At 65.1% G+C, this 13,219-nt stretch carries 8 protein-coding genes; 1 reads left to right on the top strand and 7 read right to left on the bottom strand.

Annotated features, from left to right (window positions below; all coding sequences use genetic code 11):
* Window positions 1-46: 46 nt before the first annotated feature.
* The 5 genes from ACFV2X_RS45190 to ACFV2X_RS45170 all read right to left on the bottom strand — a co-directional run bounded on the left by ACFV2X_RS45190 (window position 47) and on the right by ACFV2X_RS45170 (window position 9,218).
* Window positions 47-820 carry a thioesterase II family protein gene (locus ACFV2X_RS45190; RefSeq protein WP_385627727.1) on the bottom strand — a complete coding sequence of 258 codons (774 nt, stop codon included), beginning with the start codon at window positions 818-820 and terminating at the stop codon, window positions 47-49.
* A 17-nt stretch (window positions 821-837) separates the two neighbouring features.
* Window positions 838-6,420, bottom strand: a complete 5,583-nt coding sequence (locus ACFV2X_RS45185; protein WP_385627724.1) for an SDR family NAD(P)-dependent oxidoreductase — start codon at window positions 6,418-6,420, stop codon at window positions 838-840.
* Window positions 6,417-7,418, bottom strand: coding sequence for an ornithine carbamoyltransferase (locus ACFV2X_RS45180; protein WP_385627728.1), 1,002 nt, complete (start codon window positions 7,416-7,418; stop codon window positions 6,417-6,419). Before ACFV2X_RS45180 ends, ACFV2X_RS45185 begins: the two co-directional genes overlap by 4 nt.
* 61 nt (window positions 7,419-7,479) lie before the next feature.
* Entirely contained in the window at window positions 7,480-8,253 is a 774-nt protein-coding gene (locus tag ACFV2X_RS45175) for an ABC transporter permease (RefSeq protein ID WP_385627721.1), read from the bottom strand.
* The gene (locus ACFV2X_RS45170) at window positions 8,250-9,218 is read right to left on the bottom strand and encodes an ATP-binding cassette domain-containing protein (RefSeq protein WP_385627718.1); all 969 of its coding nucleotides are present in this window, start codon (window positions 9,216-9,218) and stop codon (window positions 8,250-8,252) included. The genes ACFV2X_RS45175 and ACFV2X_RS45170 overlap by 4 nt, the downstream gene beginning before the upstream one ends.
* A gap of 136 nt (window positions 9,219-9,354) precedes the next feature.
* On the opposite strand from ACFV2X_RS45170, the gene ACFV2X_RS45165 reads away from it, so the two are divergent.
* Window positions 9,355-10,419 carry a pyridoxal-phosphate dependent enzyme gene (locus ACFV2X_RS45165; RefSeq protein ID WP_385627715.1) on the top strand — a complete coding sequence of 355 codons (1,065 nt, stop codon included), beginning with the start codon at window positions 9,355-9,357 and terminating at the stop codon, window positions 10,417-10,419.
* A 529-nt stretch (window positions 10,420-10,948) separates the two neighbouring features.
* Here the strand turns inward: ACFV2X_RS45165 and ACFV2X_RS45160 are convergent.
* Window positions 10,949-12,178, bottom strand: a complete 1,230-nt coding sequence (locus ACFV2X_RS45160) for a TetR/AcrR family transcriptional regulator (RefSeq protein ID WP_385627712.1) — start codon at window positions 12,176-12,178, stop codon at window positions 10,949-10,951.
* Complete coding sequence (locus ACFV2X_RS45155; protein WP_385627710.1) at window positions 12,175-13,203, bottom strand: LLM class F420-dependent oxidoreductase; 1,029 nt, start codon at window positions 13,201-13,203, stop codon at window positions 12,175-12,177. Before ACFV2X_RS45155 ends, ACFV2X_RS45160 begins: the two co-directional genes overlap by 4 nt.
* Window positions 13,204-13,219 lie beyond the last annotated feature (16 nt).

Below are 13,219 nucleotides of genomic sequence, written 5' to 3'. Positions count from 1 at the left end.
CCCGGAGGCTGCTCGCCTCCGGGCCCACCGGGCGCTGTTTTCCTGGCTAATCGTCAGCGTCGACCGGTGACAGCAGCGCGTCCACCGTCTCGATGGTCGGTCGCCGGGACTCGTTGAGCAGATAGAAGTGGTCGCCTTGCAGCAGGGTCACCTGGAACGGGCCGGTCGTCATGGTTTCCCACGCCCATAGCTCATGCTCCGGCAGGGTGTCGGCACGGCCTCCCAGTACGGTGAGCGGGCAATCGAGCGCCTTCCCCGGCTCCCACCGGTACCGCTCGGACAACGCGAAGTCCGCGCGGAACTTGGGGACCAGCAGGTCCAGCAGATCCGGCTCGCGCAGCATCTGCTCCGGCAGGGCCCCGACCTCCCGTAGCCGCTCTATGAATTGCGCATGCGGCATATCGTGCATCGGCGCCCCGAGATCCGGTCGGGACGGCGCTCGGTGCGCTGAGGCGATCAGCCGCACCGGTTCCGGCAGGCCCCGGCGGCGCAACTCACGAGCGAACTCATAAGCGATGAGGGCGCCGAGGCTGTGCCCGAACAGTGCGTAGGGCGTCCGGCCGAGGCAAGGTCCGAAGGCGTCCGCCAACTGCTGGACGAGCACCCCCAGATCGTCGACGGGCGGCTCCCGCCGCCGGTTCTCCCGGCCCGGGAGCTGTACGGGCCACACCTCGACCCCGGAGCCGGCCAGGTCGGCGCCCCATGCGCGATAGGTCGAAGCCCCGCCGCCCGCGAACGGGAAGCACAGCAGGCGCAGTCTGGCCGAGGGCTCAAAGCCGGCAAAAATCGTCCACGGCTCCGGTGGACAGTTCGCGTCCACGGTCGTCACTCTCGCCGTCACTGCCCTTCTGTCAACGCGAGCATCTGGGCCGCCTCGTCGTCGGAGAGAGACGCGACCTTGTCCAGCAGAACGGCCTCGACATGCTCGGCCAGCTTTCGGACCGTCGGCTGCTCGAAGATCACCCCCACCGGCAGTTCGATTTTGAAGCGGCTGCGGATCCGCGTACCCAGCTGAACAGCGACCAACGAGTTGCCACCGAGCTCGAAGAAGTCGTCGTCGATGCCCATGGCGTCCACACCCAGCGACTCGGCGCTCAGCGATGCCAGCAGCCGCTGCACCTCCGTCTCGGGCTCCACGAAGGGCGTGTCGACGAACCGCTCGACGCTCTGCCCCAGCTCGGCGTCGGAGAGTTCCTGTTCCAGGACCTCGCTGGTGACACCCGCGATGCGGCGAATACCGGAGGCGAGCTCCTCGCGCGATACCACCACATGCGGTCGCGGCCAGCCGTCGAGCAGACGGCCCAGCGCGTCCAAACCGAAATCCGGTGTGATCGACCAGGAGTACGTCTGGCGCTCCTCGCGGGGTTTGCCGACCGCCGACACCTCGGCCACCTCCGCCGCGCCGGCGTGAGCCCGTACGGTCGCGGTGATGCTCTCGGGGTCGACCCTCCTGATGGAGTAGCCCTCGATGCGGACCAATTCCTGTCCGTCGTCGTCCATCAGCGTCACGTCGGAGCTGATGATCTGGCCGTCGGCGGAATCGAGGTGCCGGATGTGCGAGTGGATCCTTGGCGGCAGCGCCCGCCGCACCAGCACCTTCTCGTAAGCGAACGGCAGATAGCGCTCATCACCCTCGATGGGCAGGTACTGGGCGTTGGAGACGGCGTCGTCAAGGAGCGAGGGGTGGAGTGTGTACTGGTCGCACTCCTCATGATGCGCCGCCTTCAGGCTCAGCTCGGCGATCTCCTGGCCCTTGCCGACTCGGACGACACCGACGTTGTCCCAGTGGTCGCCGAAGGCCACGATTCCCGAACTCTGCTGGCCGGATTGGTCGAACTCGATTGCGTCGCAGGCCTCCTGGAGCCCCTTGAGGTCATGGCGCGGCGCCGGGTCCAAACTCACGGCCCGCACCCGCCCGGCGACGTGTTCTGTCCACTTCGGCGGACCGGTCAAGGGACTCGTGAGGATGGTGACGTCGTAACCGTCACCGTTCTCGCGTAGCACGACGCGCAGCTCACGCTGGTCGGGAATGGCGATGGGGCCGAAGAAGACGATGTCGCTGATCTCCACCGTGTCGCCACCGACCGCGGCGCTGAACGCCTCGTGAACAACCTCCAGGCAGTAGGTACCCGGCAGCACAGCGCGCCCCGCTATCCGGTGGTCCGTGAGAACCCAGTGCGCGTCGGGGTCGAGCGTGGTGGAGTAGATGATGTCCGAGGTGCGGTCGTGGACCCGCCGGTCCAGCAGGGTGAGGTCCACATCCTCCGAACGAACCCCCCGCTGGAGGTCACGGAAGAGCGCGGGTACCGCTGTCTCGGTGTCCTCGGCCATGCCGACCTCTCCCCACACACCCCAGCCGACGGAAAGCACCGGCTCGCCGCGCGCCGCGGCACGGCGGGCGAAGGCGTCGAGGAAGTTGTTGGCACCGCAGTAATCGGACAAGCCAAAGTTGCCGACCACCGCGTCGATGGAGGAGAACAGCACGAGGAAGGCGCCCTGGCTGCCCAGCACCCTGTGCAGGGCGAGCGTGCCGGCAACCTTCGGCCCGAGCACTCGTTCCATATCCTCACAGGTCTTGACCGTGAGCATCCCGCCGGCCGACACCGCTGCGGAGTGAAAGACGCCGTCGATGGAACCGAAACGGTCGCGGGCGGCCGCCGCGACGGCGCGCAGCTGCGCCTCGTCCGTGACGTCGCAAGAGGCGACCATGACCTCGCCGCCGACCGCCTCGATGTCGAGCAGGCGCCGGATCTGGTCACGGCGGCGCGGGTCGGCCTCCTCGTTTCCGGCGATGTCCTCCCACGCCGAACGCTCAGGGAACGGCGAGCGACCGACCAATACCAGCCGCGCGCCCACAACGCGGGCGAGGTAATGCGCGACGATCAGACCGATGCCCCCGAGTCCGCCGGTGATCAGGTAGACGCCCCGTTCCGTCAGTACGGCAGGCTTGTCGGGCCGCACCGTACTCGGCAACTTCTCATGCGCCCAGGTCCAACGCTTACAGCCGCGCCAGGCCACCTGCGTCTCGTCAGTACGGGTGTGGATCTCGGCGAGCAACTGATCGGCCGATACGTGTTCCGGCAGCGCGGGCGAAGGGTGGATGTCCACGATCCGGCAGCTGACCCCGGACATCTCCCGGTTGATGCCGTGCATCGGGCCGACTATCAGGGCCTTGATCGGGTCTGTGTCCTCGTCACCGGACACCTGCTGGAGACCGGCGCTGATGACCGTGATCTCCACGGGGTCGTCGGACCTCCTGCGGTCGATGGCCTGCGCGAGATACGTCAGGGCATAGAACCCGGAGTCTGTGACCGCGCGGATGTGGTCGTTGTCGAGAGCTTCGGGCGGCGCGGCCGTTGCCGTCCAGCCGTGAATCACATGGGTTGGGTAGGCCGTGTCCGCGAACCGGTCGAGCAGCGCCTCGAAGTCTGCCCGATGCGCGGGCCGCAGGCGCACACGGTCGCCATCAAGCACCTCGAAGTCCGCACCTGGCTCGGCCGTGGTGACCGGCACACCGGCAGCACGCAACGCCTGGGCAAGCGCTTCGAGCGGCCCGTGTCCGGGGCTGAGCACCAGCCAGCGACGGTCGGGGTCCGGAGCGGGCCTGCCAGGCGGCAGCGCCGCCTCCCTCCAGACCGGAGAGAAGAAAGCCTCCTCAATCGGCAGTACTCGGGTGACGTCCACGGCCGAGGCTTCCTTCGCGCCGCGCTCCGCGCTCCACTCCGGATCGGGATCGACCCAGAACCGCTGCCGCTCATAGGGGTACCCGGGCAGCGACACCGTGCGCCCCGGCCGACAGCCTGCCGCGGCCCGCATGGCCCGCCAGTCCAGCTCGACGCCGGCAGTCCACAGCCGGGCGCCCGCTTCGGCCAGTACCGCCCTGTCATCGGCCTCGGCGCGCGGGCGGTGCATGGTGGGCACGATCGGGAAGCCCTGGCCGCGCAGGCACTGCCGGGCCATCGACGTCAGGCTCCCCCCTGGCCCGACCTCCGCCAGGGCGAGATTCTCACGGCCGGCGAGCGTGCTGAGCCCGTCAGCGAAGCGGACGGGCCGACGCAACTGCTCGGCCCAGTACCCGGGATCGGTGGCCTGCTCATCGGTGATCCAGGTTCCGGTGATGTTGGAGACAAAGGGAATCACAGGGCGGGAAAGGGTGACCTTGGCCACGGCCTCGCGGAAGAGCGGGACGACCGGCTCCATCATGGCGGAGTGGAAGGCATGCGACGTGTGCAGCGGGCGACTCTGCACGCCCTGCCCGCCGAGTGCTTCGGCCAGCGAGTCGAGGGCTGCCGACGGTCCGGCGACCGTAGTCAGGTTCGGCCCGTTCACGGCCGTTATCTCCACGTCCTCAAAGAGGTAAGGACGCAGCAACTGCTCCGGCATCGGGACAGCCATCATGGCGCCGGGTGGCATGGCCTGCATCAGTTCACCGCGGGCCGCCACCAGGTCGAGCGCGTCGTACAGCGAAAACACTTCGGCGAGGGTGGCGGCGACCAGTTCCCCGACACTGTGGCCGATCATGCCCTCCGGCCGGATGCCCCATGACATGAGCAGCCTGGCCATCGCGTACTCGATCACGAACAGCGCGGGCTGGGTCACCCGGGTCTGGGCGAGCAATTCCGCCGCCTCTGCCTGCTGCCCCTTCTGACCGTCCGGGGGAAACAGCACACCGCGCAGGTCGAACCCGAGGGCGGGCTGGAGTAGTTCCGCGCACTCCGTCACGTCGTAGCGGAAGCCTGGGTGGTGTGCGTAGAGATCGCGGCCCATACCGACATACTGGGAGCCCTGGCCGGGGAGCATGAAGGCCACCGTCCGGGGGCGGGCGGGCTCCTGGTTTGTGATCAGCCTCGGCCCACCCGCGACGCTCAGCGCACCAGCGCCATCGGCGGTCCCTCGGGCCACCGCGGCCCTGCGGTAACGATGCGCCACTCGGCCGGTCTGGAGGGAATGGGCGACATCAGCCACCGAGAGGTCTTGGTGCGCCTTCAGATGCTCTGCCATGCGCAGGGCGGCCTGGTCCAGTGCGGCAGGTGTGCGGGCGGAGACGGGGAGGATGTGCCACTCGCCATCCGGTTCGTCATCGCCGTCCAGTGTCATGGGAATCTCGGCGGGAGGTTCCTCCAGGATGAGGTGAGCGTTGGTCCCGCCAATGCCGAACGAGCTCACCCCCGCCCGGCGTGGCTGGTCGCCGCGGGCCCATGGGCGCGGCTCGGTATGGACGAAAAAGGGGGTGTTGGCGAAGTCGATCGCCGGGTTGGGCTCGTCGAAGTGGATGCTCGGCGGCAATTCACCGTGCTCGAAGGCCAGGCACGCCTTGATCAGTCCTGCGGCACCCGCAGCGGGCCCGAGGTGACCGATGTTGGACTTCACGGAGGAGATGGCACAGAACTGAGCGGCCGTCGTGCCGGCCGCGTGGTAGGCGCGGGTCAGGCCGGCCACCTCGATGGGGTCGCCTACCAGCGTGCCGGTGCCGTGGGCCTCGACGTAGCTGATGGTGTCGGGAGTCACCTCAGCAGCGGCGAGGGCCTCAGTGATCAGCTTTGTCTGCCCCTCCACGCCCGGCGCCGTGAACCCCACCCGTGCGGAGCCGTCGTTGTTGACCGCGGAGCCACGGATGACCGCATAGATGTGGTCGCCGTCCGCCCTGGCGTCGGCCAGTCGCTTGAGCGTGACCACGCCGACACCCGTGCCGAAGAGGGTGCCGTCGGCCTTGGCGTCGAACGCGCGGCACCGGCCGCCCTTGGCAAAGATGCTCCCTTCGATCCAGGTATGACCGGCTCCGTAGGGAAGTTCCACCTCTACGCCGCCGGCCAGGGCCAGATCGCAGTCACCGAGGCGGAGTGACTGGCAGGCGAGGTGGACGGCCACCAGGGAAGTGGAACATGCCGTCATCACATTCACCGCAGGCCCCTGAAGGCCGAGGCGATAGGCGACTCCGGTGGCCAGGTAGTCCGGGTGGTTGCTGACGTCGATGCCCATCTCCCCGGCGGCCTGCCGGATGGCACGGTTGCGTTTGACGTAGTGCTCGCCATACAGGTCGTTCGCGCCGCCACCGAACACCCCGACCACACCGTCCCCTTCGGAGAGAACCCAGCCGGCATCCTCCAGCGCGGCGTGGCACGTCTCCAGGAAGAGGCGGGCCTGCGGGTCACGTATCTTCGCTTCAAGGGGGGTGAAGCCGAAGAATGCGGCGTCGAAGTCGGCCATGCCCTCGATGAGCGCGGCGGCCTTGATGTAGTTGGGATGGTTGATTTCCCGCTCGGCCACGCCCCTGGCACGGAGTTCGTCGTCCGTCAGCGTACTGATGGAATCGACGCCGTTCATCAGATTCTGCCAGTACTCCCGAACGTCCCGGGCGCCCGGAAACCGTCCGGCCAGACCGATAATCGCGATGTGATCGTCGCGCAGCTCATAAATCAATTCCGCTCTCCCTCGTGATTCATCTCTGCAAAAGACTCGCCGAGGACGCACCACTCCAGCACCGCCATGGCGCTGTAAAGTTTGTTCTCGGCCTGCTGGAAGGCGATGCTCGACGGCCCCTCGAGGACCGCATCAGTCACGTCTTCGCCTCGGTGAGCCGGTAAATCGTGCATGAATACCGCATCAGGACGACGGGCCATCAGCTCCGCATTCACCTGAAACGGCGCGAACAGCGATCGCCAGTTCGGGTCCGCCTTCGACGTGCCGGTGGTCTGCCAGCGCGTGGCATAGACGACGTCAGCCTCGGTCATCGCCGCAGTAAGATCGTGGCATTCCGTGATGCTGCTGCCGTGACCGGCAGCCTGCGCCTGCGCTTCTCTGAAGATTTTCTGGTCAATCCCGTAACCGGGCGGCGTGGCACAGCAGAGTTCGACGTCGGGGAAGCGCGTCAGCGCTAGCGCAAGCGCGGCAGCGGTGTTGTTCCCCTCCCCGACGTAGAGGATGCGCAGTCCGCTGATCCTTCCGAATCGCAGCTGGAGGGTGGTGAGATCGGCGATGGCCTGAGTGGGGTGTTCGTCCGCGGTCATCGCGTTGATGACCGCCATGCGCCGCTGGTCCGCCAACGCCCGCAGCTCGCCGGGATCTCCGGCAGTACGCACCACCAGTCCGTCCAGCATGCCGGCGAAGACGCGCAACGTATCCTCTATCGATTCGCCGGTGGCCAGCTGCAGTTCATCGGGCCCATAGGAAATATGGCCCGCACCCAGTCTGAACGCCGCGCTTGCGAAGGCCGTCCGGGTACGGGTCGAGGTTTTCGTGAAGAACGAGCCGATCACCTTTCCGGCGAGCGGTCGATGCGCGGGGCCCGATCGTCCGGCGAACCAGGCGCCCCTGCGGATCAGGTAGCGGAGTTCAGCGTCGCTCAGATCTCTGATCGAAAGAAGAGGTTGATGCACAGGAATGAATATGGAGGCAGGGCGGGTGCACGGACAACACATTTCAAGCAACCTGGCGAGTAATTGTCAATCGAGCGCAGACGGTGGGCCGTAACGGTCGAAATCATGCGTCTCGCTGATAGGCCCCCAGGGCCCGGACGGCCGCCGACATCAGCAACATTCCCAGTCCGGTCAGCAGACCGAGGCGAATGAACACGAGACCCCAGTCCGGACCGTCTCCCAATGTCTGCCTCCCCACCTCGACTGCCCAGTTGACGGGGTTGCATCGAGCGACGGCCGAGACCCAGCCGGGAACGAGATGGTCCGGCATGAATGTCGTGGACAGGAATGTCAGCGGCATCATGCTGAAGTTGACCAGCCCGACCAGCGTCTCTTCCTTGCGCACCAGAAGCGCCACGAAGTTCGAGAACATCGAGATCGCGAACCCGAACGCCGCGACCGCGAGGAGGAAGACCGCGACTCCGACCACGCCGCCCTCGTAGCGCGCGCCGAGGAGCAGGCCCACTCCCATGATCACCAATGCGGGGACGAAACCACTGATCACCTGACGCATCACGGGTCCTGTCACCAGTGCGCTGCGGCGCACCGGCGTGACCAGCAGCCGGTCGAGGGTGCCCCGTTCGATGTCCTGGAGGATCAACATGCCATTCCAGCAACTGGGAAAGAAGGCGCTTGTTACCACTACACCCGGGGTCAGGAAGTCCACGTAGTCGCCGCCGAAACCCGGAATGTCCACCACACGGTGGAACACAGCTGCGAAGAGCGCAAACCAGAGGAAAGGCTCCACCACTTTCGTCACGACAAGCACCGGCTGTCGGAGCAGGGACATCATATGCCGCTGCGTCATATAACCCATGTGGACCACTGCGTCGATCACTGGGACACCTCGCTGTCCGCGTCGAACAACCGGCCGGTGTACCTGAGATATACGTCGTCGAGCGAGGGACGGCTGACCGTGGCGGAGGCCACCTCTACCCCGTGCCCCTCGAGCGAGGCAAGCACGGATGTGATAGCCACGGCGCCATTCTCGATGCGCAGTTTCAGCCGGTCGCCAGTAACGCTGTACTCACTGATATCGGGCAGGCCGGTGAGCGCTCGGTCGATCTCGCCGTTGAGCGGTAATGCTCCCATTTTGACGTGCAGCGTATCCGCTCGCATACGCTCCTTGAGCTCACTCGGGGTACCGGTAGCGACGACCCTTCCCCGGTCCACGATGGCGAGGAGACCGGCGAGCTGATCCGCCTCCTCCAGGTAGTGGGTGGTCAGCAAGATGGTGATGCCGTCCTCTCGCACCAGCCGGGACAGGTAGTCCCATATCTGTGCCCGTATCTCGGGATCCAAGCCCGTTGTCGGTTCGTCGAGGAACAAAACCTGCGGGCGATGCACAAGTCCCATCGCGATGTCCAGTCGGCGTTTCATCCCCCCGGAATACGTGCGCACCGTCCGTCCGGCGGCGGCGACAAGGTCAAGCCGCTCCAGCATCTCGGTGACACGGTCGGCAAGCACACGGCCGCTTAGGCCGAATACTTTGCCCTGCAGTGCGATGTTCTCCCGTCCGGTCGCCTCCGGATCCGCGCTGGCCTTCTGACCGACGACACCGATCACACGCCGGACCTGCTCCGGGTTGCGGCGTACATCCAGGCCGACGATCCTCGCGATACCGGAGTCGGCGCGCGAGAGAGTCGTCAGGATCTTCACGGTCGTGGATTTTCCGGCACCGTTCGGGCCGAGCAGACCGAAAAGAATTCCCTGGGGCACCGCGAACGTCAGCTCGTTCAGCGCCCGGATGCCCTTCGGATACGTCTTGACCAGGTCCTGCACTTCGATAGAAAAAGCGTTCACCCGCGACCCCCTGCCTGACTGCGCAAATAACTGGATGGTGGCTGCGAACTCCCCACAAGGCAAGCGGGAGTGCCCTTCGTGACCAGAAGTCGCCAAAGACTTTGGGTCGAGGCACCGGGAGAGCATTCTTGTTAATGTGGTACTGACCCCGTCGAACACAACGAACCCGCTGATGTCGCTGGACTCGATCAGGCGTACACCGGTTTCCGCGGTAAGGGTGGCCTACCGAGGCCGCTTCCACCGGATGTTGCTCAAGCACGAGTCCCGCAATGCCACTGGATCGGTCAAAGACCGCACCGCACTCGGGCTGCTGCGCGCCTTGGACGCCCGCCGTTCGCTGCGACCCGGATCCGTTGTGGTGGAATCGACCTCTGGCAACCTGGGGATCGCGCTGGCTCAACTGCTGGGCAGACTGGGCTGCCACCTGATCGCGGTCGTCGATCCCAAGACGCCGGATGCCACCCTGCGCCGCTTGAACGCCGCGGGCGCCCGACTGCACATGGTGAATGAGCCGGACGGGCACGGCGGGTACCTGCTCAATCGGCTGGCCGCCGTGGCCGAGTTGTGCCGGAAGAACCCCGCCTACCGATGGACCAACCAGTACGAAAACCCCGCCAATCCAATGGTGCATCAGCAGACCACAGGACCGGAGATCGTGGCCCAGGGCGGCCCGGATCTGGATGCCGTCTATGCCGCCGTCTCAACGGGCGGGACACTGGCGGGGATCGCTGCTCATATGCGCCTGCTCCGACTGCCGATCCGCTTGGTGGCGGTCGACGCCGCCACCTCCGTCGCCACCTCCCACAACATTGGACGGGACCAGTCGGCCGCCGTCGAGCCCGGCTCCAGGCTGGTCCCGGGCATCGGTGCCAGCCGGCCCTCCTCGTTCCTCAAGCCGAGCTCGTATGACCGGAGCATGCGCGTCGCCGACACGACGACGATCGCCATGTGCCGCATCTTCCGCTCGGATACCGGAATCGGTTTGGGCGGATCGAGCGGCGCCGTGGTGAGCGCGTGTGTCCGTGAGCTGGGCGAAATCTCTCCGCCCAGGCTGTCTCTCTGCCTGGCGGCTGACAGCGACGACGCGTACCTGTCCACGATCTACGAAGACGGCTGGCTCACCCGTATCGGGGCGCTCGACGGGGTCAGGAGCGCGGTGGATCAGTTCCGGCTTGACGGTGTGTCGTTCAGCCTCGAGTAAGGGTCGAAGGCTGCCAACTGCTGCTGTCCGGCCGGCACCAAGCCACGGCGCACAGCCTCCGCCCCACCCTGAAAACGCGTCTGCACGCCGAGACATTCGAGCAATTCGGCCACCCGCCTGCTGAATGTACGCGGTGACATGTTCAGCCGTCGACACGCCGTCACGTCGGGCGCTCCTATCAACAACTGCTCCAGCACCGGCCAGAGATGCGCAGGCAAGGAGGGCACACAGCGTTCCCTCTCCTGACTGTCGCTGAACCGGTTCGTGAGGTGCATTCGGAAGCCTCCACATCCGCAGTGCCAGGGGTGAACAGACGGTCAACGACCTCAACGGTGTCACTTGGCACAAGGGCGAAAGCTTGAAGAATCCTTGGTGAGGAGCCGTACGGAAGCATCAGCCGGGGACGGCCCTGCCGGATCAGCCCGTGTCGGTTCCGGACGTACGACGGCTGGGTGCCCTACCCGCCTCGTCCCGCCGACTACACCTCCGGCCTCCACAATGTCAGCAGAGCGGCGGCCGACCCCGGCCCTCAGACCGACTCAAGACCGATCAGGTCACAGAAAGCTTCAACAACTTGCGGCGGTGTGTACTGGTCACGCCGATACCACCGCGGCATCCAACTCATCATGCCCAAGATGGCCTCGCACAGAATGTTTTCGTCATGCTGCGCCGGAAGGACTCCTTCTCGTTGTCCTTCTACGACAACACGCTCAACGCGCTCAATGAATGTCAGTTCCAGAGCACGAGCCTTGCGTGCAGACTCAGGAGGGATCGATCGATATTCCTGCCAATACACGGCGAAATCCACCTGGCTATTGACCAAAGAATTAACGAATGCTTCAATAATGTTTCTGAGTTTCTGCCCGGCCGAAGGAGGGAGCACTTTGTCGAGAGCCTGAGTGAACTCCGTCGACATACGGTCAGCAATCTCTCCCATTATTTGTTCTTTGCTGTCGTAGTAGTGGTAGAAATTCGACTGACTCATACCCGCTCGGCTTGCTATTTCCTCCGTCGTCCCGGCTTGAAAGCCGCGACTGAAAAAAACTTGGGCAGCACTGTCCAGCAGCTTGCGGCGCTTTTCGCGATGCTCACCATCTTCTTTGTCACTCAATGAGTAGCGGCGCCCAGCCCCGACCCCCAAGAGGTCACAAAAGGCTGCGGCTACCTGTTGTGGTGTGTGCCGGTCGGGGAGGTACCATCGATGCATCCAGCTCATCATTCCCAGGATTCCCATGGCCAGGATCCGTTTATCATGGCGCGCCGGCAGGGCTCCCCCTCGTTGAGCCGCCGCGACGACACGCTCAACTCGACGGATGTAGGCCAGTTCCAGAGCACGAGCCTTCCGCGCAGATTCAGGAGGGATCGAGGAATACTCTTGCCAGTACACACCGAAGGTCATCTGATTGACGACCAATGAGCCTACGAACGCATCTATTATGTGCTTCAACTGCCGTTCAGGGGCGCAATCACCCGCTAAAGCGACGTCCAGAGCCTCGCTGAAATCGGTCGATACCTGATGGGCGATCTCACTCATCAGATCTTTCTTGGACCGGAAGTACCAGTAAAGGCTTGATTGCCTAAGGCCCGCCAGTTCTGCGATCTCTTTCGTCGTGCCGGCCTGGAAGCCGCGTCGAGAGAAAACCTTTGCCGCACTGTCAAGCAGATCGCGACGATGTTTTTCCGACCGTGCACGGCTTCCGCCTCTCGAAGTACGTGCCGGCCGTGCCCGCGAAGGGCCGACAGGAGTGGTGCCGCTCATTGCCTTCCCTGCCGAATCGCTTGGAGAACCTGCAGAGTGTACGCACCAGCTGGGTCATCCGGGATAGAACAAGGCAGCGCAACGACTTCGTCAACCGCCGCCCCATAGGCCCGCAGACCTTGCCGGACAGTCTCCTTATCGCCGAATATCCCGATTTTCTTGACGAGTTCGAAGGGCACCGCCTCAATCAATTGAGAGCGATGAGGCCGTGGTGTACTCCGAGCGAAGTCAACCACGTCACCGTATCCAGCACGTGCGAACATCTCGCTATATCCAGGCGCATTGAGATAATCGGCCAGCATATGTCGTACTTGCCGCAGCGCCGCCGTTCCCGAGGTAGCGGCCACCGGCACCCAAGCGGCGACCTGCGGTCGGGGGCGCTGGGCTTCCTCCGACTCCTTGGCAAGTTGCTTGGCCAATTCCGCCGCGGTCTCAGCAGTGACGAGAGCCACTGCCATTCGGTCGGCCTGGCGGGCTGCCGCGCGGATGGTGTGCGTCCCGAAAGCAGCCATTGTCAGATGTCCAGAGGGTGCGGGAAGGCGCAATCGATATCCACGCGTCCGGATCACCTGGCCGTCGACCATCGCCCTCTCTTGGGCAAGAAACTGCCTGAGGGCCTGCACGGATTCACCCATGGCCCTGGCTGGTCGCCGGTGATCACGCCCATGCCACCCCGTGACGATGATGGGGCTGGAGGACCCCACCGCGATGCGCACCTTCCTGCCACCTGAAAGGGCGGCAACGCTGGCCGCACCTCTTGCGATCATTGCCGGGTCCCGAACCGCGACGGGCAGCGGCCCCAGAGTCAGTGGGATTCTCTGCGTGCAACTTCCGATCGCTGTGGCCAGAGCGAAGGTGTCATAGGTTTCTCTCTCGCCAATCCACAGTTCGGGAAAGTCGTACTCATCAGCTAGTTCCGCCGTATGCAGCGCCTCGTGCGCAGGCCGGTCTTTCCAGAGCCCTAAACCCACGGTGATCCGCGGGAGATTCTCCGTCCCGCCGGCAGCAGGGGAATTACTGATCATGCGGTTCCTCCACTCG

Origin of the sequence: Streptomyces sp. NPDC059679 (assembly GCF_042734105.1) — a bacterium.
Lineage (GTDB): Bacteria > Actinomycetota > Actinomycetes > Streptomycetales > Streptomycetaceae > Streptomyces.
The sequence above is the reverse complement of the archived record's forward strand: the minus strand, read 5'-3'. Positions and strand labels throughout refer to the sequence as shown.